Origin of the sequence: Novosphingobium jiangmenense (genome assembly GCF_015694345.1) — a bacterium.
Taxonomy (GTDB): domain Bacteria; phylum Pseudomonadota; class Alphaproteobacteria; order Sphingomonadales; family Sphingomonadaceae; genus Novosphingobium; species Novosphingobium jiangmenense.
The window spans coordinates 14,160-34,733 of sequence record NZ_JADQDC010000002.1 but is presented as its reverse complement, the minus strand read 5'-3'; the positions used below and the strand labels follow the sequence as shown (position 1 = coordinate 34,733).

Genomic DNA, 20,574 nt, shown 5'->3' with positions numbered 1-20,574 from the left:
GGCTGGCCTTACTTGTACTTGCCGAGCATCATGCCGCCGTCGATCACGACATGGCTGCCGGTCATGTAGTCGGACGCATCGGACGCGAGCAGGAGGGCGAGCGGCTTGAGCTGCTCCGTCTCGGCCACCGAGCCTAAAGGAACGATGGCATCCCATGCTGCGCGGGCGACCGGGTCCTTCTTGAGCCAGCCTCCGCCGATGTTGGTGACGAAGGGGCCGGGCGCGATGGCGTTGATGCGGATCTTGAACTCTGCAAGTTCGAGGCCGAGGGCGCGGACCATGTGCAGGACGCCAGCCTTGGCGGGCATGTAGGGCAAGCCGACGATGGGTTCGGTGACGAGGCCGGCGTTGGAGGCGGTGGTGATGATCGAACCGCCGGTACGACCGTTGGCACGGCCCTCCTTCTTCATGATGCGTACGGCGTTGCTGACGGTGTAGAACACGCCGTTGAGGTTGACCTGGATCGAGCGGTCCCAGCGGTTGTGGTCGTAGGTATCGACCTGGCCGTCCTCGTTGCGGTGGCCTGCGGGATTCCAGAAGCCTGCGCCGGTGTCGATGCCGGCGTTGGCAAAGCAGATGTCGAGGCCGCCATAGGCGCGGTCGTGCGCGTCGAAGGCGGCGGCGACGTCGTCCCAGCTGGACACATCGAGCCGGTCGGCCCGGACCTCATACCCCAGTTCGCGCAGGCGGGCGGCTTCACGCGAGGCGCCATCGGCGTCGATGTCGGTCAGCGTGACGGCAGCGCCGGCCTCGGCCATGGCTTCGGCATAGGCGAGGCCGATGCCCGATGCGGCGCCGGTGACCAGCGCGGAGCGGCCCTTGATGTCAAACCTGTCGAGCGTTCCCATTGGCATCCTCTTGTATTGATTGTCGTTCGCGATCGATCAGGCGCTGCAGCATGCGGCGGGCGCGGACGCCGCCGCCGTCGCCATTGAGGATCAGCGGGCGCAGGTCCCAGAAGTCCTGTCCGCGCATCAGGCGGTGGCTGTCGCGGATGATCGGCATGTCTTCCTGCTCGAACGCGAATTCGAGCGCGCCACGCATGGCGGCGGTGAACTCGGCGTCGCCCAGCTTGTAGTCGCGGGCGGTGGCCCAGAAGTAGTGGGTTGTATCCGGCGTCTCTGGCGTGAAAGCGTGGAGCGAGGGCAGCAGAGTGCATTGCTCGCGCGGTGTGCCGGGATCGCCTGCGCGGAAATCGAAGTAGAGGACGGCGGGGGCGTGCCACTGGACGAGGCCGTAGAAGTCCTGTTTGCGCCCCTCGGTGCCCATGACTGCGGAGATGCCGACGGAAAGTTCGTCGTTCAGCCGCACGTATTCTGCAAAGACACTCTCCGCGTCCTGCCAGAACTTACGCTCGCCTTCGGTGAAGGCGCTGGCGACAAGCGCGGGGTGGACGAAGTTGGCGTGGCTGAGATCGAGGATGTTGTCGCTGTAGAGTTCGTAGTGGCCTTCGGCGACAGTAGCGCCGCGCACGGCCTCCCACTTCGGGTCGGACAGCCAGGCGAAGTCGGGGATCAGGGCCGGGTCGGCTTTCTCCGGATCGCCCATCCATATCCACAGCAGGGCGTGGCGCTCGACCAGCGGATAGACTTGCAGCCGCGCATCGGGAAGCTGGCCGCCGGGGTGGGGATTGTGGATGCAGCGTCCCTCCCCGCTGAAGCGCAGGCCGTGGTAGGGGCACATCAAGGCGCCATCGATCACGGTGCCATGGCCGAGAGGGGCGAAGCGGTGCGGGCAGCGCCCGGTGATGGCCTGCGCTACGCCTTCCGCATCACGGAAAAGCGCAACCGGTTCTTCGAGGAACGTGCGCTGCTGCGGTTCCGCGCCGAGATCACTTGCCCAGCCTGCCACGTACCAGGTGTTGCGCAAGTACGTAGCCTGAGGCTGGGCGGAGAGTTTCGGAACGGGACCGCTGCTCACGGTTGTGCCCTCAGAGACAGAGCGCAGGATTGATCGCGATGTTGTTCTCGCGGCAGTAGGTCTCGTAGTGGTTCATGAACCACCACACGTCGAGCGTTTCGACATGGTTGCCGTGCTCGTCGAAAAACTCGTTGGCGCCCTGCATGTGGAACAGGGCCTTCATACCATTCGGGTCATCGGTGACGAGGGTGTGCGCGGTGCCAGGCGTTTCGGTGATGAAATCGCCCGGACGGCAAACCCAGTCATATTCGAGGTAACGGAACGAGCCTTCGAGGCCGATGGCCCAGACCTTGCCGCGGTGCTTGTGGGTGCCGATGACGCCCGGCCCTTTGATCCACAGCACGTTGACATAGACGTTCTCGCGCACGTCGAAGGCTAGGTGACGGATCGCGGCGTTGTCGCCGAAGGGAACCCACGGGCTCTCGACTTCCGAGGAACCGACGTAGGTGCCCTCGACGCCCTTGGCGCGGATGAGGTCACCGTAGAGTTCGGGGACGTTGACGATCTTGTAGGCGCCCGAAGGCGGCGCGGTCATGGTACCCATGGTGGCCTCAGAGATAGAGCTTGGGATTGATGGCGATGCCGTTCTCGCGGCAGTAGGTCTCGTAGTGGTTGATGAACCACCAGACGTCGGTGGTATCGACCAGCACGGCGTTCTCGTCGTAGAACTCGATCGGCCCCTGCATCCATCCGAAGAGCTTGCAGCCTTCCGGGTGGTCGGTGACGAGCGTGTGGCTCTCTCCGGGCGTTTCGAGGATCAGGCCGCCGGGTGTCGCCACCCAGTCGTATTCAAGATAGCGCACGCTGCCTTCGAGACAGACCATGGTGATCGTGCCGCGATGGAAGTGCGTGCCGATCACGCCGGGGCCCTTCACCCACAGGATGTTGGAAAACAGGTTCTGGCGGACGTCGAAGGCAAGGTGCTTGATCGCGGCGTTCTCGCCGAATGGCACCCAAGGGCTGTCGACATCGGTCTGGGCGTCGATGTAGCGACCGCCGGGGCTGAGACGCTTGACCAGGTCCTTGTGCGCGAAAGGAACGTCGACGATCTCTGCCTTGTCCGAAGGCGGCGCGGTCATCACGGTGGCGGTGCTCATTATGCAGGTCCTCTCAACGGATCAGCGTGTCAACGTAGTCGGCACCGATGCCGACGGCATCGTAGTGCTCGCGCGCGGCCTTCATGTAGTCGAACACGTCGTAATGGCCGACGGTGTTGCCCTCGTCATCCAGCCACATCAGCGGGCCGGAGACGACAAAGAACACCTTCATCGGGTCCTCGTGTTCGTAGCAGACCAGCGTGTGGCTCTCGCCCGGCGTTTCATAGACGAAGTCGCCGGCGGTCGCGGTCCAGCTGTGCTCGAGATAGGCCCACTTGCCGCTGATGGTGTAGGCCCAGATCGGGTGCGGGTGATAGTGGCGGTTCACGAGGCCCGCCTTCTTGCTCATCAGGACATCGGCCCACATGTTCTTGGCCGGGCTGATCCAGACAGGCTTGGAAAAAACGGTTTCGGAGATCGGCACCCAGTAGCGCTCGTCGCCCTCGGCAATCTTGGGCATGTAGACTTCGGGCAGGCCGCCTTCGCGGAAGACCTTGTCGACCGGCTTGATGTCCTTCCAGAATTCCGTGTGCGCCGCTTCAGGCATTGTCTCTCTCCGTTCTCATTTGTGAGGAACGCGGGCGAGGATGAGGGGACGAACCCCGCCCGCGCTTCCTGTCAGTGCATCAGAACTCGAAGCCGAGCCTGACGTACCATTCGGCCGGACGGCTGTAGGTGCCGTAAATCTGGCCGCCCGCGATCTGCGCCTGACCGGTCACCAGATAGCGCTCGTTGGTGATGTTGGTGCCGCCAACCGTGAGATTCCACTGGTTGTCGGGTGCCTGATACTGCAGGCTGGCGTTGACGATGTCGGTCGTCGGACGCAGCAGCAGGATCGTGCCCTCGGTGTCGTTGCGCATGCCCGTGGTGTGGGTCCAGTCTGCCAGCGCGACGATCTTGCCATCGCCGATTGCCATTTCGAAGCGCGGAGCGACGTTGAACTTCCATGACGGCGCCTTCGGCAAGTCCGACCCCTTCTGCACGCCGAGCTGGAACGGATTGGGCGCAACCTGCGCCGGAGCCAGCACGCTCGTGTAGTAGGCATCAAGATGGCCCGCCGAAGCGGTGATGGTGAAGCCATCGGCCGGGGCTGCGACCATCTCGATTTCGAAGCCCTTGATGCGGGCGTCACCAGCGTTCTGAATGGTCGGAGACACCCCCTGCTGGAAGTTCAGTTGGATGCCCTTGTACTTGGTGGTGAACACTGCGGCGTTGAGCTGCAGCCTGCGGTCCAGCAAGGTCGACTTCACGCCGGCTTCGAAGGTTTCGGCAACTTCTTCACCAAAGGTCGGCGCAACTGGCAGCGGGTTGGAAAGGCGGGTCGTCCAGCCACCGGTTTTGTACCCGCGCGAGAACGAGCCATAGGCCATTACGTCTTCGGTCGGATGCAATTGCAGGCCGAGCTTGTACGAGAAATCATCGAACGTCTGCTTGTTCGGCGAAGTCGGATAATAGCGGAACGGCTGCGACGGAATCGGGAAGCCGACAGCCGCCGCGCAGGCGGAGCTGGGATTGCCGGTCGCGGGATCGGTGGCGAGGCAGTTGAACAGCTTGTAGTTGAAGCCGTTCGCGTCAGCCTGGGCGCCGTCATACTGCTTGTTTTCCTTGGTGTAGCGGGCACCGACCGAAATGCCGATCAGATCGCTGACGCGCCAGTCAATCTGGCCGAAGCCTGCATAGGCTTCCGTATCGACCTTGCCCGGACCATCGACCTGCAGCAGACCGGCCGAGAAGGTCACGAAGTCGCGCAGATCACCCTTTTCCTTGAAGCCATAGCCGCCGAGCACGAAGTTCAGCGCCCCGTCCATTGCCGAGCCGGTCAGCTGGACTTCCTGGCTGAACTGGTACTGGTCGACGATGAAGCTGGTCTGGAGGATCGGCAGCGGGGAGTTGTCGAGGTCGACGCCCGCCTTGAAATCGACTTCGCGATACGAAGTGATCGACTTGAGCATGACATTGTCCGAAAGGTCATACTCAAGGTTGAGACCCAGACCCCACTGCTTCAGCTTCGAGAAGTTGTTGCCATTGGCGTAAGTCGTATCCTTGTCGGTGTTCACCCAACGACCGTCGTACGGCAGCAGATTGTTGAACGGATCGCCGTCGACGTTGCGGCTGGCAAGACCCGGAATGGTGTTGTAGCCGTTCACGCTAGAACGCGGTCCGCACAGTGCGGTCGCATTGCGGGCCGCGATCTGGTCGGCGGTCGCCCCGATGCAGAAGTTGTAGAGGCCTGCGAACAGGAAGCCCGAACTGCCCGTTACGACGTCAAGCGCGGTGCCGGGGATGTTGTTGGCGGCAACGCCCGCGAACGGCCCCGGGATCGGCGTGACAGCGAGAACGGTGTTCGCGGTCGAATCCTGATCGATGTTGGTGTAGTCGCCGCTCAACGTAGCGCGGAAGCTTGTGCCGTTGTCCCAGCGCAGCTTGCCACGCAGGTTCCACGAATTGTCGCCACCCTGGCGACTGCGGGTTTCATACCCGGAAGCAGGGAACTGGGTGAAGCTGTCGTTGGCCCCGGCATTGGGATAGGCGATGCGCTTCTGGAAACCATCGCGCTTGTGGATGCCGAAAGCGACCGACGAGCTGAGGCCTTCGGTCAGCGGAATGTCGACCAGGCCACGAGCCTGGACGCGATTGAAGCGGCCGACGGTAACGTCGCCCTTGACGTGGAACTCCTTGCCCGGCGTATGCGTCACGATCGAAATCGCGCCACCGATGGTGTTCCGACCGAACAAGGTGCCCTGCGGCCCCTTGAGGACTTCGATCCGCTCGACATCGAGCAGATCCTGGTTGGCGCCGATCGAACGGCCGAGATAGACGCCATCAAGATAGACGCCGACGGCAGGGTCGATGTTGAACGCGAAGTCGGAGGAACCAATGCCGCGGATAGTCGCGCCGAGCACGGCGCTTGAGCCGGAGAACGGGGTCGATGCGTCAAGGGTGACGTTAGGCGTGATGCCCGAGAGCGCCGAGACGTCGCCCACCGCGCGCTCCTGCAAGGCGCCGGCGGTGAAAGCGGTGATTGCAATTGGCACGTCCTGGACGTTTTCCGCGCGCTTCTGGGCCGTCACGACGATCTCTGCGATACCGCCGGTGCTGCTGTTTTCGGCCTGAGCCTGCTCTTGAGCAAACGCCGGCACGGCGAGGGCCGTTGCCAGTGCTGCGATGGAAACCGATGCAATTCTCATGGTTTTCCTCTCCCTGTTGTTTCGTGGTTGATTGCCAGACCGGGACCCCTGCCCCGGAATCACGCCAGCCTGATACGCACTGGCGGAACTTGTCGCTTGCACTCACGCGCAAGCCGATCAGGACTGCTGCGCAAACTTCGATGCTGCGCAGCATTCCCCTACGTCATGCGGCCCATCCGCCAGTCGCGCGGGGCCGCGCCAAACTGCTGCCGGAAGCAGCGGGTGAAGTAGGCGCTGTCGTTGAAACCCAGTTCGAACGCGATCTCCGTGATGCTGGCATCGGGCCGCGCGACGAGCCGGTCCGCAGAGCGGCGGAGCCGCTGTTCGAGGATGTAGGCCGTGGGCGTCGTGCCCATTGCGGCAAAGACATTCTGCACTGTGCGGACCGAAATGCTGCAGGCATCGGCGATCGAAGCCGTGCGCAATGCAGGGTCGGCGAGATTGGCGGCGACCGTTGCCAGCACGCGCCGACGCAGTTCGATATCGCCATTGGCGACGACCGGGCGCTGCGAGCCGCGCATGGCCATGGCGGCAAGATCGTAGAACACCGCGTTGACCCCGGCTTCCCACTCGGGATCTTCGGCTGCGCCCTCACCCTGCTGCCACAGCGACAGCAGGAAATCGTGAAACACCCTGCCACCGGGCGTTGCTCCGCACATGCGCTGGAGCAAGGCGTCGTCGACACCGGGGAAACGCTCGGCCAAGGGGGCACGGGGGAACTCGACGACCAGCATCTCATGGCCGGTCAGCTTGATCGAGTAGGGCGAGTGCGGGCTGGCGAGTACGAAGTCGCCGGGTTCGAGCACGCATTCCGCCTGCTTCTGCGAATGCTGGCTCGTGCCGCGGCACTGCAGGTGCAGGATCAGCCGCTCCTCGTTCTGCGGAAGCGGTGTGCGCCCCACGGCCGAGTGGGTGGAGTCGGTGCGGATCATGTCGAGTTCGCCGACCCGCCAGGCCAGCATCTTTCCCGAAAAGTCCTCTCCGGGCACGTTTACGAATGAGCCCGTGAAGACCCTGTCGGCAATTTCGTTCCAGTACCGTGCACGCTGCGGCGGTGCCACGTCACGCGTGTGAAATCTGAGAAGTTCGCCCATTGTGCTTCCCTCCCTTTGTCAGGCCCCGAAGGCCATGGCCGGTCCGGCGCGCCGGGCAACTACGCGCGGCGCGGATTCGATCAGTCCAAGCGTGAGCAGTCCGGCCAGGATGGTGCAGCCGAACATGAGCCAGAGCGGCGCGGACAGGCCGTAGACATCGGCAAGGCTGCCCGCGAGAAACGGCGAGAGTACGCCGCCGAGAACCTCGCCAGTCCCCATCACCACGCCGGTCAGCGTTGCAGTCAGGCGCGGGTCGACCGATTCCGCGGGGATGGTCGCCATGAACATCGGGAACAGGCCGTTGAGGCCCCAACCGAAGAAGAAGATTGCAGCGAGCACCCAGGTCGAACCTTCATAGTACAAGCCGCCCAGAGGCAGGATCACGCCGAGGAAGGAGAAGAAGATCATCACCGGGCGGCGTCCGATCGCGTCCGAGATCGCGGGGACGACGAAGCTGCCGAGGCCTGCGGAGATGCCGAGCGTTGCCATCAGCCAGCCCATCGTCTCAGGGGCAAAGCCGCGCGCCTTGGTCAGGTAAAGCGGCATGAATGCCCAGCAGACGACAAGGTACGAGACAAGCAGGATCGAGATCAGGGCGCAGAGGATCACGTTGCGATGCGCGAAGGCCTCGCGCAGGGTTATGCGCGGCGAGGCGTCGTCATGCGCCTCGACCGGCGGTTCGCGCAGGGTGAACCAGATCAGGGCGGCAGTGACGAGGCCCGGCACGGCTGCAAGATAAAAGCCGGTGCGCCATCCGGCTGCGACGGCGACCGGTACCAGCAGGATGGGCGCGAGACCGGAACCAAGTAGGTTGGAGCCAAGGTTTTGGGCCACGCCCATGGCAAGTCCGCGACGCTCGGGCGCAACTTCCGACACGATCATCGAGTGGCTCACCGGCATGACCCCGCCCTCGGCCGCACCCATGAGCAGGCGGGCGCCGAGCAGCATCAGGAACGAGGAAGCGGCACCCGAAATGAACGAGCACAGGCAGTAGGCGACAGTCGCCACGACAACCACCGGCTTGCGCGACCCGAGCTTGTCGGAAATCCGGCCGACCAGCAGGCCTGACAGTGCCCACGTCAGCGAGAGGGCCGAGCTGAACATGCCGACCTGGGTGTTGGTGAGGTGCAAGTCAGGCTGGACGAACGGCATGAGGAAGTTGAGCGCGTTGCGATCAAAGAACAGGATGCCGAAGTTCAGGCTCAGCAGCGCGGTCACCCACACCTGGTATCCGCCGCTTCTGGTTGTGCCCGTGGTCATCCTGCTTTCCCCTCGTGATAGTTTTTTTATGCGCTGCTCAGATGAACGGCCGGACAGGTTCGGAACCGTCCCAGCCTTGCGAGGCGCGCCACATCGCGGTGAAGTGTGCGTCCATGCCGGGCGTTGCCGGGATCAGTTCGAGAAAGCCGGGGGCAGCGGCATCGCCGCCCTCGAGATAGGCCACGCTCCCGCCGGTCGGGACAGCCGCCTTGAACGCAAGCTCGTAGCCGCGCGCGTTGTAATCAACGAGGTCCGCTTCGACATCGGCACAGGCTATGCCGAAGTGGTGAAAGCCATAGCCGCGCTGCTCAATGGTCTCGCGATAGACCGAAGGATTTGCGTCCAGCGGCTGGATCAGTTCGATCTGCATGTGCCCGGCAAAGCCCATGGCGATGGTGACATCGGCGGTCGAAGGCGCGCCGCGATAGAACTGGTCCGGGGCGAGAAAGTGATCGAGCAGGAAGAACGGTCCCGCACCGCAATCGCGCTGGAAATGGGCGATCGAAGCGCGGATGTCCTCGACCACGAAGGCCGTCTGCATCACACCGCCAAAGGGCTGGCCGAAGCCAAGCAACTGCGTCATCGATTTCCTCTCCTGCGCCCCATCTCTTGCGGACGGCGGCGCACATGACTGCTCAAAGCGTTATTGCGACTTTCCCGAACAGGCCCGCCGACGACTGATAGGCGTAGGCATCACGGGCGTTTTCGATTGGGAAAGCCTTGTCGACGACCGGCTTGATGCCATGCTGGTCGATGAAGGCATTCAGCCTCTGGGCCATGCCCTTCGAGCCGACGAAGATCCCCCGGATCGAAGCACCCTTGAACATCAGGCCATGCGGGTTGGTGTCGCCCTCGCGGGTCAACACGCCGATCAGAGCGATCTCACCAGCAAAGCCCACTGCCGCGATCGACTGCTTGAGCGTGCCCGCGCCGCCGACCTCTACCACCTTGTCCACGCCGCCACCGGCAAGGCGCGCTGCTTCGGCACCCCATTCTGGCGTTGTGCGGTAATTGATCACGTGATCGGCGCCGAGCGCCTTTACCCGCTCGAGCTTTTCATCCGACGATGATGTGGCGATCACGGTTGCCCCGGCAGCCTTGGCAATCTGCAGGGCAAGCAATGAGACGCCCCCGGTTCCGAGAACCAGCACTGTATCGCCCGCCTTGACCGGCCGAGGCCCTTCCATCAGCGCGTTCCACGCCGTGACACCGGCGCAGGGAAGGCAAGCTGCCTGCGTGTAGTCCAGTGTCTCGGCCAGCTTCACGACGCCACGCTCGGGCAGAACGACGTAATCCTGCAGCATGCCCGGAGCGGGAGGTGCGCCCAGCGCCACGCCCATGCCGGGGTTTGGCGGGCCATCCATCCAGTCCTGGAAGAAGATACCGGCCACACGATCGCCGATCTTGAGGTCTGACACGCCGTCGCCGACAGCCGCGATCTCGCCAGCACCATCCGAAAGCGGCACCGTGTCGTTCTGGACAACTCCGCCCATGTAGAAGCCGAGCGGAATGATCTGGTCGCGATAGTTCAGCGAGCAGGCCCGCACGCGCACGAGCACTTCGCCCGGACCGGGTTTCGGAATGTCGGCCTCGTCCAGTCGCAAATCGTCAAGCGACGTCGAGCCTGCGGAAATCACCCACTGGCGCATCGGCATTTTCTCCCTGTGAGAGGGATCATCACCGATTCAGCGCGACAAATTAATCAGTTGGACAAACGAATTTCACACAATGAAATCTAACTCGGGTTCGCCTCTAGTGCTACCGCGATTGCCCGTGCCGTTGCCTTCAGCGCGTCGAGATGACGCTGGACGACCGCTTCGTCGGCACCTCGACGACCGGGCCACGTGACGTTGATCGTCGCGATCGGGGAACCGCCGACCATGATCGGCACCGCCATGGAGCGGCGGCCATCGCGCAGCACAAGCTGTTTCGAGCGATCAGGCCACGGTAGGAGAGGATCGCGCGTAGCGTACCCGCGCTGCCTCACCTGCTGCAACATCTGGCGCAGTTCGGCTTCACTCCCCTCGGGCGGGTTTGCGGGTCGCAGTCGGTCGATAATCGAGTCCCGCTCAGCATCACCGCAAGCCGCGAGATAGGCCCGCCCGGTGGCCGTGTGAATGTAGGACAGCTTGACTCCAACTGGACCGAGGATCGCGGAGTCGAGCCGGAACAGCGGGCTGTTGGTCTCGAGGATCTCCATGTGATCGAGTCGCGGCGCCGCAAGCACTGACGGCCATGCCACTTTGGTCGACAGGGCCTTCATGTGCGGGGAGGCCACTTCGGCAATGTGGGCCGCAGACGTGAACGAGGCGCGCTCGATCCGGTCCACATGCGGAAGATAGGCTCCGTCGGCCAGGCGCTGCCACACGAGCCCTTTTTGACCCAGAGTCACGAGCATTCGCAACAGCGTGGCCTTAGGCAATCCTGTCGCTTGATGCAGTTCGTGAAGGCTCGCCGCCTTTCTCGTCTGCACCTCGATCAGCACGTCCAGTCCACGCTCCAGCGCGCGCACGGTCTTGACCCGGCGTTCCAGCATCCATCCTGCTCCGGCAAATTCTGCGTTTCACCTTATGCAACGCAAAATCACGAAACCCCCGTGCAAAGTCAACCGCGCTGTCGCAGCAATAAGGGACGGAGAGGAAAACCAACGATGTCGAAACCGAGCGTCCTGTTCATCTGCACCCAGGATACCAAGGAAGAGGAATCCCGCTTCACCCGCGCCTCGCTCGAAGCCGCAGGCGTCGAAGTGGTCCACCTAGATCCCAGCGTTCGCCGCAGTGTCGGCGGTGCGGAAATCTCGCCGGAGATGGTCGCCGAAGCGGGTGGCATGACGATCGAGGATGTCCGCGCACTGGGGCACGAAGGCAAATGCCAGGACGCCATGATCCGCGGCGCCATTGCCGCCGCGCACCAGTGGGACGCAAAGCATCCGGTTTCCGGCATCCTCGCGGTCGGCGGCTCGATGGGTTCGGCATTGGCAGGAGCGCTGATGCAGAGCTTCCCTTATGGCCTGCCCAAACTGATCGTCTCGACCATGGCCTCGGGCTTCACCAAGCCGTACATGGGCGTCAAGGACATCGCGATGATGAACGCGGTGACGGACATTTCCGGCATCAACACGATCAGCCGCGACGTTTTCCGCAATGCTGCCAATGCCCTTGCCGGCATGGCCAAGGGCTATGACCGCGACAAGGGACCGGAAAAGCCGCTGGTCCTGATCACCACGCTCGGCACCACCGAAATGAGCGTGAAGCGCATCCGTCAGGCGCTCGAGAGCGATGGCTGCGAGGTCATGGTGTTCCATTCCTCGGGCGCCGGCGGACCTACGCTGGATGGCCTCGCCACCGACAAGGATGTGGCGCTGGTGCTCGATCTTTCGCAGACCGAGATCCTCGATCACCTGTTTGGCGGGCTGGCGGATTCCGGACCCGATCGCGGACGCCCGGCACTGCGCAAGGGCATTCCCACGATCCTCGCCCCCGGCAACGCCGATTTCATCATCGGCGGGCCGATCGATGCATCGCGCCAGCAGTTTCCGGGGCGCCGCTATCATGAGCACAATCCGCAGCTGACTGCGGTGCGTACCGGCATCGAGGACCTGAAAAGACTGGCCGATCACCTCGCCGCAAATGTGCGCGAAGCGAACGGCCCGGTCCGGGTGTTCACGCCGCTCAAGGGCTTCTCCAGCCACGATAGCGAGACCGGGCACCTTCAGGACCTCTCGGTTCCCGGCCCATTCGCCGAATACCTGGCACAGGTCATGCCCGAGGGCGTGCCCGTCACCGCCATCGATTCCCACTTCAACGACGAAGCCTTCTCGAGCGCCGTGATCGCGGCCGCGCGCGAGATGCTGGCTGCAAAGAACTGATCCGGAAATGACTGACGACCTGCCCCTCACCCACGAAGACATCGCCGAGATCGCCGCGATCCTCGAGAAATCGGGCTATCGCGAACTCGACCTGTCGACCCGCCGCTTCCGCCTTCGCGTGGCCAAGGGCGATAGTTCCGACAGTGGCGTGACGCAGGAATGGCAGTGGGCCGGATCGGCGGCGGAAGTAGCCGCCGATACCGCTAGAGCCGAGGCCGATCCCGACGCCATTTGCTCACCTCTCCCCGGCACGTTCTACCACGCCCCCCAGCCCGGTGCGCCGCCGTTCGTGCAACCGGGTGACGAAGTCGGCCCGGAGACCGTGATCGGCATCGTCGAGACCATGAAGCTGATGAACCCCGTTCATGCCGGACGCAGCGGGCGCATCGGAGAGGTCCTCGTTCCCAATGGCACGCTTGTCGCCAAGGGCGAAGCGCTGGTGCGGCTGACCTGACATGATCCGCAAGCTGTTCATCGCCAATCGCGGAGAGATTGCGCTCCGCGTGATCCGCACCGCGCGCGCCATGGGGATCGAGACCGTGCTCGGTGCATCCGAAGCGGATGCCGCGTCACTTCCGGCGCAATTGGCGGACCAGGTCGCGATCGTAGGCCCCGGTCCCTCCTCGCAGGGCTATCTTGCGATCGATCGCGTGGTCGAGGCGATGGTCAAGTCCGGGTGCGATGCGGTTCACCCCGGATACGGTTTCCTGTCTGAGAACGCATCCTTTGCGCGCGCGGTTCACGCCGCTGGTATTCGCTTCGTCGGGCCGGACATCGAGACGCTTGAAGGCATGGGCGACAAGCTCGCCGCGCGGGCGCTGGCAGTCGAAGCTGGCTTGCCGGTGCTTCCCGGTGGCGAAGCCGCCACTCGCGCCGATGTCCACGCCCGCGCCGCGCAGACCGTTTACCCGCTTCTGCTGAAGGCCGTGGCCGGTGGCGGCGGCAAGGGGATGCGACGCGTCGATCGACCGGAAGACCTGGATTCCGCCCTCGACATGGCTCAGGCGGAAGCGCAGGCCGCCTTCGGCAACAGCGCCGTCTATGTCGAGCGCTTCGTGGCGCGTGGGCGTCACGTTGAAGTGCAATTGCTGGGCGATGGCACCAACGCCATCCACCTCGGCACGCGCGATTGCTCGATCCAGCGTCGCTTCCAGAAGCTGGTCGAGGAGGCCCCTGCCCCGGCCATGCCCCTTGCGGCGCGCGAAGGTATCGAGCAGGCGGCAGTGAAGCTGGCTCGGCATATCGGCTATCGCGGAGCAGGCACGGCCGAATTCCTTGTCGATGCCGAGGATTTCTCGTTCTACTTCCTCGAACTCAACGCCCGCATCCAGGTCGAGCACCCGGTGACCGAGGCGATCACCGGGGTCGATCTGGTCGAACAGCAGTTGCTGGTGGCGATGGGCAAGCCGCTCTCGCTGACGCAGGCGATGGTCCGACCGCACGGTCACGCCATCGAGGTGCGCATCAACGCCGAAGACCCCGACGCAGACTTCCGCCCTTCGCCCGGACACGCGACCCGGGCTTGCTGGCCTGCCGGAGAAGGCGTCCGCGTCGATACGCACATCGGTATCGGCGGCGAGGTACCGCCGTTCTATGATTCGCTGATGGGCAAGCTCATCGTGCATGGCGAGACGCGCGAACAGGCGGTCGAACGCCTCGCCCACGCGCTGCGATCGCTGCACATCGAAGGGCTGCCCACTACTGCCCCGCTCCACCGCCGCATCGTCGCCGATCAGCGCTTCATCGCAGGCGGCGTCGATACCGGCTTCCTCACGGGACTTGCCCAATGACCGAAATCCGTCTCGTCGACGTCACCATGCGCGACGGCAATCAGAGCCTGTGGGGCGCAACAGGCCTGAACACGGCGCATATGCTGCAGGCCGCTGCCTTGACCGAGGCCTGTGGTTTTCGCGCCATCGACTTCACCTCGTCGAGCCACATGGCCGTGGCTGTGCGCTACTTCCAGAACAACCCGTGGGAGCGGCTGCGCCGCATGTCGGCCGCGATGCCGACGACGCCGCTGCAGTTCATCACCACCGGCTTGCGTTTCATCGCCTGGCAGCAGGCCGATCCCGAGTTCATGCGGCTTGTCTACCGTGCACTGCAAGCCAATGGCGTCGGGCGGTTCGTGCTGCTTGATCCGATGCACGAGGTGCCGGCGGTCATCGAAGCGGCCAAGCTGGTGAAGGAAGAAGGCAACGCCGAAGTCATGGCGGCACTCACCTTCACGCTCTCCGAAATCCACACCGACCAGTTCTATGCCGACTTTGCCCGCGCGGTCGGGGAGAGCCCGAACATCGACCTGTTCTATATCAAGGACCCGGCGGGCCTGCTCTCGGTAGACCGCGCCCGCACGCTGGTCCCTGCGGTAAAGGCCGTCATCGGCAATCGTCCGCTCGAGATCCATGCCCACACCACGGTCGGTCAGGGCATGATGGCCAGCCTCGAGGCGGCGAAGCTTGGCATTTCTGCGATTCACGTGGGGGTCGGCCCGGGAGGCGATGGATCGTCACTGCCGGAGGCAAACCGGATGGTCGCCAACCTCGAAGAAGCGGGCTTTGACGTCGGTGTGGACAAGGCCGCGCTCAAGCGCCTGACCACCTATTGGCAGAGCGTGGCGCTGGCAGAAGGCCTGCCGCCCGGCACGCCGCAGAACTTCGACGCCAGCTTCCTGCGCCACCAGATTGCAGGCGGCGTGATGACCACGATTGCGCGGCAGCTCGATGAACTGGGCCTCTCCGACCGGATGGGCGCGGTAATCGAGGAGACCGGGCAGGTCCGCGCCGACCTCGGCTTCCCGATCATGGTCACGCCGTTTCCGCAGATGGTCATGACCCAGGCCCTGTTCAACGTGATCGGCGAACGGCGCTATGCGCAGGTTTCGGATCAGGTCATCCGCTACTGCATGGGCAAGTTCGGCAAGCCCACCTCGCCGGTGGATCGCGAGGTTCTTGCCACGATCATGGACCGCCCCCGCTCGCGCGAGTTGGAGAACGAGCCAACCTTCCCTGCGCTCGGCGATCTGCGCCGCCAGTTCGGCTACAACCTCCCCGACGAGGAGTTTCTGCTGCGCGCTGTCATGCCCGCCGAACAGGTTGATGCCATGCTCGCCGCAGGCCCGTCGCGCGCGACCTATTCGCCCAAGGCCGCCCCGATCATCTCGCTGCTGCGCAAACTCGCGGCCAAGCCTGACGCACGCGACATCGTGATCGAGCGCGGCAACTTCCGCCTCGCCCTCCATGCCGGAGCCTCGCTTTGACTTTGACCGCTGACTTCAAAGCCCGCCTGCGCGATGCGGCCGGCTTCATCTTCGACATGGACGGCACCATTGCCCTTGGCGATGCCAAGAGCGGCGGCCATCGCGCGCTGCCTCATGCGGTGGACGTGCTCAACGCGCTGAAAGACAGCGGCAAGCCCTTCGTGGTCTTCACCAACGGCACGGCCAAGCCGCCGGTCGCCTATGCCAATTCCCTGCGCAATGCGGGCTTTCCGGTGGACGACGACCAGATGCTCACGCCATCGTCCTCGGCGGCTGTCTGGTTGTCCAAAGCCGGCGTCGACAAGGTGCGCGTTCTCGGCAATCCCGGCTGTGCGGAACCATTGATTGCCGCAGGCCTCGATGTGGTGGGGCCGTCGGAAGAGGCGGAAGGCGTGGAGGCAGTCTATACCGGCTGGTTCCGCGAGTTCGATTTCAACGCGCTCGAAGCCGCATGTCATTCGCTGTGGAACGGGGCGCGTTTGGTCACGGCTAGCAACGTGCCGTTCTTCGCCACCGAGAACGGTCGGGCGATCGGAGCGAGCTTCCCGATCAACGCCATGCTGACCGCGATGACGCGCAAGCGCCCACGCATCCTGGGCAAGCCCTCGAAAGTCGCTTTCGAAACGGCGCTGACGATCATGGGCCTGCCGCGCAGCGCCACCAAGGATGTCGTTGTCGTGGGCGATGACCCGGCGCTCGAAATGCGGATGGCCAATGCGGTCGGGGCGCACTCGATCGGTCTGGCAACGGGCATCATGGGCAGTGATCTCGCCTTGCCGGAAAAGGACCGGCCGTCGGTCCTTCTCAACGATCTCAAGCCACTGCTTGACGCGATCTAACGCTTCTTGCGCGCCGTTGGCGCATGAAAGTCCGGATGCTTGTCGGCAATCCAGAGCAGGAAGCGCGCCAGATCAGGATTGGCGCGGAGCAGCGCAAGATTGTCGCCCATTCGCGCCAGGTCCGCATTCGGGAACGTGGCGTGCAAGGTGCGATGGCAGATCGGGTGCAAGGGCACGGAAGTCCTTCCGCCCCTGCTTTTGGGAACGGGGTGATGCAGTTCCACCCGACGTCCCAGATCGCGCCTGCAAAGCCAGCATGGGCCAATAACGGCAGGCATCAATCGGTCATGGCGGGTTCCGACGGTGGCCTTCCCGACCGCCAGAGGTAGAGTCCGGCACCGACGATGATGAGAGCCCCTGCCGCAGCAACGATGTCAGGCCGCTCGCCGAACAGGGCCCATCCGAACGTGCCTGCCATCAGCAACTGCACATAAGTCATCGGCGCAATCGATGCTGCACCGGCCCGCGTGGTCGCCAGGTAGATCAGGGCGTGCGCACAACTCGCCGAAACCGCAATGATCGCGGACTTGATCAAGACCGAGGTCGGCAAGGCCGGAACCGCGAAGAAATGCACCCCACTGAAATGTCCTGCGGCGGTGCCAATGCACAGAAAAACCGCGCCAATCAGTGCCACATTGAACTGCATGGACAGCGCAGACCCGGTGCCCGCGACCTTGCGGTTCGCCACCATGAGGGAGGCCATCCCGGTTGCGGCCACCACCGGCAAGAGAGCGACCGGTCCCAGCAACGCCAGATTGGGACGCAGGATGATAAGCACGCCGGAAAAGGCCACGATCGTCGCGATCCATGTCTCGCGGCGCATCGGTTCGCCCAGCAGCAGCGCGGCAAGGATCGCCGTGATCATCGGGCTGGTAAACGAGATCGCAGTCGCCTCGCCGATCGGCATGAGATGAACGGCACTGAAGAACGACATCGCCGACATCGCCACGCTGAAACCGCGCAGCACCTGCCAGCGCAGCTTGGGAAAGGCAAAGCCCTTGGGTCCTTCACGGATCAGCAGGATGAGCCCCAGCCCCGCCGCACCGAAGACATAGCGCAAGGCGCCGATCGCAGTGCCTGGCCATGCCCCGGCCATGCTCTTGACCAGCACGTCACCGACCGAAAGCAGCGCAAAACCGCCCAGGGCAAACAGCAATCCGGACCTGTGACTTTCCTGCAAGCTAAGAGTTTCCCTTGCGCCGCACCACGTGGTTATCGACCATAACCAAAGCTCTAGCGGCCAAGTCGCGTCCGCTCCAGCAGGAAGTGCGGCACTTTACCGGTAGTTAACCATGCCGCCCTAGAAATACGGACTTGCGGGGCGCCGGGGGCCTTTCGCGCAAGGACGGAAACGGGGCCACATGACCAAGCTTATCATCCAGATTCCCTGCCTCAACGAGGCCGACAGTCTGCCCGATACGCTCGTAGCCCTGCCCCGCCGCATTCCCGGCATCGACAAGATCGAAATCCTGATCATCGACGATGGAAGCACGGACGGCACCGCCGAAGTCGCCCGGAGATTTGGTGCGCATCACGTCGTCCGCCATCGCCGCAACCGGGGCCTTGCTGCCGCGTTCCAGAGCGGCCTCGACTCCGCGCTTGCCGCTGGCGCCGACATCATCGTCAACACCGACGCCGACGGACAATACGCGGGCGAGGACATCGCCAAGCTCGTCGCACCGATCATCGCCAACGAGGCCGATCTGGTGATCGGCGATCGAGGCGTGGGCCGCAATGAACATTTCGGCCCGATCAAGCGTCGGCTCCAGCGCATTGGCAGTGCGGTGGTGCGAAACCTGTCGGGCACCGAGGTCACCGATGCTGTCAGCGGGTTTCGCGCGATCAGCCGCTCCGCCGCACAGCGGATCACCATCACGACCGAATTCAGCTACACCACCGACATGCTGATCCAGGCCGGACGCAAGCGGTTCAAGATCGTCAGCGTGCCGATCCGTACGAATGCCACCGAGCGCCCCTCACGCCTGTTCAAGTCGATCCCCCAGTTCATCGCGCGACAGCTGATGACGATGGGCCGGGCCTATGCGACCTACAATCCGCTGCGCACATTCGCGCTTATCGGCGGCACGATTGCGTTGGTCGGCCTGCTGCCGGTTCTTCGCTTCCTGGCGCTGTGGGCAATGGGTGATGGCGCCGGACACGTGCAGTCCCTGGTGCTCGGCGGCGCGATGATCGTTCTCGGAACTCTCACGGGACTCCTCGGCGTGCTGGCCGAACTGATCGGGGCAAACCGCAAACTCCTCGAAGCCGCACTCGGACATATCCGCAGGCTCGAACAGGACATCGCAACGCTCAAGGACCGCACCCCGCCGAGCCTTGATTGGCGCGGGGAGAATGGCTCGGACAAGGAAGCGGCATGACCGCGGTATCCCAAACGGCGACATCACCTCAGCCGACCCTGAAGACCAGCGACAGATCGCATCTGATCGCACTGGGTGCGCTTCTCGCAGTATTGGCGCTGCAAACTCAGGTGGTACTCTACCGCGCGATCAACTGGGATGAGTTCTGGCACTACAGCCTAACCGTGCTGGCGACGCAGGGGCGGCTCGATCAGCCGTTGCAAACCTTTTTCACGCGCGCGTTCATGTGGGTGCCAGGGCTGCCCGGCAACGCTGTGGACCACGTCGTCCTGATCCGCCTGTTCATGCTCGGCTATGAACTGGTGACCCTTGTCTGCATTGCCGGTATCGCCACGCGGTTCAGCGACCGGACAACCGGCCTCCTGTCCGCGCTTGCCTATCTGGCGGCAGGCTACGTCCTGCAGCACGGCACGTCCTTCCGCTTCGATCCGCAGGCAACTGCGCTGCTGATGGCAAGCCTTTGGGTACTGCTTTGCCGCCCGACCAGCACGCCGTGGATGCTGCTCGCAGGCGTGCTTGGCGGCTTGGCCGGCCTCGTCACGATAAAGGCCGTTCTCTATGCGCCAGCCTTTGCGGGCGCCTTCTGGCTTCGCTGGACTGAAGGCGGGAAGGACCGCGCCTACTTCAAGGCGGTCGTCACGATGATCGTCGCCGCTGCGCTGACATTCGCGATTGCCTATACGCTCCATGCCAACAGCATTGTCGAGGCGAGCGGACGCGGGGCGAAGGATATCGTCGGCTCATCGGCCGAAAAGATGTTCAGCCTCACAAACCACCCCTACTGGCGACACAACCTGAAGGGCGCCATTTTCTCGCCTGCCACCACACTGCTTGTTCTGGCAGTCCCCTTCGCCCTGCTGCGCAGCCAACGCTCTGATGCAGAACGGATCGCGCTGGCGGGGCTTTGGCTGCCGCTCACGACGCTCGGCTTCTATCACAACACCGCGCCCTACTATCACGTCTTCATGCTGGCTCCCGTGGCGGCATCGGCATGCATAGTGATCCAGCTTGCCACGCGACGCTATGGGGCCTTGTTCATCGCCCTGTCCCTTATTGCCGGCGCAGCAATCACGATGAGCCGCGAAGAGCGCGTTACACTCGAGAAGCAGCGCCAACTGGTCGCGGCGGCTAACGAAATCTTCGGGGCGCCAGTCGGCTACTTCGACAGCTGCGCCATGTTGGGCCAGTTCCCGAAGGCAAACGGCTTCATGACTCCCTGGGGCACCGAACGCTACCTGCGCGGCGAATTGCCGAGCCTTGAGCAAATTCAGCGCGAGCGCATCGTCCCGCTGGTGGTGAACGATGACCAGATGTTCGCCGACGCTCTCAACTCGAAGAAAGCCGTCCGCGAGCTTCTGCCCTCCGACCTTGCCATGTTGCGCAAGAGCTACCTGCATTTCTGGGGTCCCTTCTGGATCGCAGGCTTTGATCTTCGACAGTCGGATGCACCATCAACCATCAGCGTGGTTGTTCCGGGTCCGTACACAGTGGCATCCGGGAAAAACATCGTGATCGATGGCGTCCGCCATGCGGCCGGTGCTGTAATCGAACTGGAACGCGGCCAGCACACGGTGGCAGCGAATGCCGGAGCCGTGCGCCTTCTATGGGGCCGCAATCTCCGCATGCCTGCGCAACCAGCGCCGTCCGAACCCTACTTCACGTCCTTCTGAA

The 20,574-nt window shown here is 63.7% G+C and carries 20 protein-coding genes; 7 read left to right on the top strand and 13 right to left on the bottom strand.

Annotated features, from left to right (window positions below):
* Nucleotides 1–8 precede the first annotated feature (8 nt).
* The 11 genes from I2488_RS02770 to I2488_RS02720 form a co-directional block, all read right to left on the bottom strand.
* Nucleotides 9–848: an SDR family NAD(P)-dependent oxidoreductase gene (locus I2488_RS02770; RefSeq protein ID WP_196274302.1), complete on the bottom strand. Its 840-nt coding sequence runs from the start codon at nucleotides 846–848 to the stop codon at nucleotides 9–11.
* Complete coding sequence (locus tag I2488_RS02765) at nucleotides 826–1,920, bottom strand: aromatic ring-hydroxylating oxygenase subunit alpha (RefSeq protein WP_196274301.1); 1,095 nt, start codon at nucleotides 1,918–1,920, stop codon at nucleotides 826–828. Before I2488_RS02765 ends, I2488_RS02770 begins: the two co-directional genes overlap by 23 nt.
* A 10-nt stretch (nucleotides 1,921–1,930) precedes the next feature.
* The gene (locus I2488_RS02760; protein ID WP_196274300.1) at nucleotides 1,931–2,464 is read right to left on the bottom strand and encodes a 2,4'-dihydroxyacetophenone dioxygenase family protein; all 534 of its coding nucleotides are present in this window, start codon (nucleotides 2,462–2,464) and stop codon (nucleotides 1,931–1,933) included.
* A 7-nt stretch (nucleotides 2,465–2,471) separates the two neighbouring features.
* On the bottom strand, nucleotides 2,472–3,017 hold the full coding sequence (locus I2488_RS02755; protein WP_039332131.1) for a 2,4'-dihydroxyacetophenone dioxygenase family protein: 546 nt from the start codon (nucleotides 3,015–3,017) through the stop codon (nucleotides 2,472–2,474).
* A 13-nt stretch (nucleotides 3,018–3,030) separates the two neighbouring features.
* Nucleotides 3,031–3,564: a 2,4'-dihydroxyacetophenone dioxygenase family protein gene (locus I2488_RS02750; RefSeq protein ID WP_196274299.1), complete on the bottom strand. Its 534-nt coding sequence runs from the start codon at nucleotides 3,562–3,564 to the stop codon at nucleotides 3,031–3,033.
* 79 nt (nucleotides 3,565–3,643) lie between these two features.
* Nucleotides 3,644–6,205, bottom strand: a complete 2,562-nt coding sequence (locus tag I2488_RS02745; protein WP_196274298.1) for a TonB-dependent receptor — start codon at nucleotides 6,203–6,205, stop codon at nucleotides 3,644–3,646.
* 158 nt (nucleotides 6,206–6,363) lie between these two features.
* Complete coding sequence (locus tag I2488_RS02740; protein WP_196274297.1) at nucleotides 6,364–7,299, bottom strand: helix-turn-helix domain-containing protein; 936 nt, start codon at nucleotides 7,297–7,299, stop codon at nucleotides 6,364–6,366.
* An 18-nt stretch (nucleotides 7,300–7,317) separates the two neighbouring features.
* Nucleotides 7,318–8,559 carry an MFS transporter gene (locus I2488_RS02735; RefSeq protein ID WP_196274296.1) on the bottom strand — a complete coding sequence of 414 codons (1,242 nt, stop codon included), beginning with the start codon at nucleotides 8,557–8,559 and terminating at the stop codon, nucleotides 7,318–7,320.
* 37 nt (nucleotides 8,560–8,596) lie between these two features.
* A complete protein-coding gene (locus I2488_RS02730) occupies nucleotides 8,597–9,142 on the bottom strand; it encodes a VOC family protein (protein ID WP_196274295.1) in 546 nt (181 codons plus the stop codon).
* 52 nt (nucleotides 9,143–9,194) lie between these two features.
* Entirely contained in the window at nucleotides 9,195–10,208 is a 1,014-nt protein-coding gene (locus I2488_RS02725; RefSeq protein ID WP_196274294.1) for a zinc-dependent alcohol dehydrogenase family protein, read from the bottom strand.
* Nucleotides 10,209–10,294: 86 nt separating this feature from the next.
* A complete protein-coding gene (locus tag I2488_RS02720) occupies nucleotides 10,295–11,095 on the bottom strand; it encodes an IclR family transcriptional regulator domain-containing protein (protein WP_196274293.1) in 801 nt (266 codons plus the stop codon).
* A 114-nt stretch (nucleotides 11,096–11,209) separates the two neighbouring features.
* On the opposite strand from I2488_RS02720, the gene I2488_RS02715 reads away from it, so the two are divergent.
* Genes I2488_RS02715 through I2488_RS02695 form a run of 5 tightly spaced genes read left to right on the top strand, consistent with a single transcriptional unit; the run spans nucleotide 11,210 to nucleotide 16,525 of the window.
* Nucleotides 11,210–12,427 (top strand): Tm-1-like ATP-binding domain-containing protein, encoded by a 1,218-nt coding sequence (locus I2488_RS02715; protein ID WP_196274292.1) that lies wholly within the window; start codon nucleotides 11,210–11,212, stop codon nucleotides 12,425–12,427.
* A gap of 7 nt (nucleotides 12,428–12,434) precedes the next feature.
* On the top strand, nucleotides 12,435–12,881 hold the full coding sequence (locus I2488_RS02710; protein WP_196274291.1) for an acetyl-CoA carboxylase biotin carboxyl carrier protein: 447 nt from the start codon (nucleotides 12,435–12,437) through the stop codon (nucleotides 12,879–12,881).
* Nucleotide 12,882: 1 nt separating this feature from the next.
* The gene (locus I2488_RS02705) at nucleotides 12,883–14,217 is read left to right on the top strand and encodes an acetyl-CoA carboxylase biotin carboxylase subunit (protein WP_196274290.1); all 1,335 of its coding nucleotides are present in this window, start codon (nucleotides 12,883–12,885) and stop codon (nucleotides 14,215–14,217) included.
* A complete protein-coding gene (locus I2488_RS02700) occupies nucleotides 14,214–15,686 on the top strand; it encodes a biotin carboxyl carrier protein (protein WP_196274289.1) in 1,473 nt (490 codons plus the stop codon). The genes I2488_RS02705 and I2488_RS02700 overlap by 4 nt, the downstream gene beginning before the upstream one ends.
* Nucleotides 15,683–16,525: an HAD-IIA family hydrolase gene (locus I2488_RS02695; RefSeq protein WP_196274288.1), complete on the top strand. Its 843-nt coding sequence runs from the start codon at nucleotides 15,683–15,685 to the stop codon at nucleotides 16,523–16,525. Before I2488_RS02700 ends, I2488_RS02695 begins: the two co-directional genes overlap by 4 nt.
* Here the strand turns inward: I2488_RS02695 and I2488_RS02690 are convergent.
* Both I2488_RS02690 and I2488_RS02685 read right to left on the bottom strand, forming a co-directional pair.
* On the bottom strand, nucleotides 16,522–16,803 hold the full coding sequence (locus I2488_RS02690; RefSeq protein WP_196274287.1) for an HNH endonuclease family protein: 282 nt from the start codon (nucleotides 16,801–16,803) through the stop codon (nucleotides 16,522–16,524). The two genes, I2488_RS02695 and I2488_RS02690, sit on opposite strands and share 4 nt — an antisense overlap.
* Complete coding sequence (locus I2488_RS02685) at nucleotides 16,803–17,681, bottom strand: DMT family transporter (protein WP_246465456.1); 879 nt, start codon at nucleotides 17,679–17,681, stop codon at nucleotides 16,803–16,805. Before I2488_RS02685 ends, I2488_RS02690 begins: the two co-directional genes overlap by 1 nt.
* 205 nt (nucleotides 17,682–17,886) lie before the next feature.
* Between I2488_RS02685 and I2488_RS02680 the strand changes: the two genes are divergently transcribed.
* Together I2488_RS02680 and I2488_RS02675 are read left to right on the top strand one after the other, a co-directional pair.
* Entirely contained in the window at nucleotides 17,887–18,903 is a 1,017-nt protein-coding gene (locus I2488_RS02680; protein ID WP_196274285.1) for a glycosyltransferase family 2 protein, read from the top strand.
* Entirely contained in the window at nucleotides 18,900–20,573 is a 1,674-nt protein-coding gene (locus I2488_RS02675) for an ArnT family glycosyltransferase (protein WP_196274284.1), read from the top strand. Before I2488_RS02680 ends, I2488_RS02675 begins: the two co-directional genes overlap by 4 nt.
* Nucleotide 20,574 lies beyond the last annotated feature (1 nt).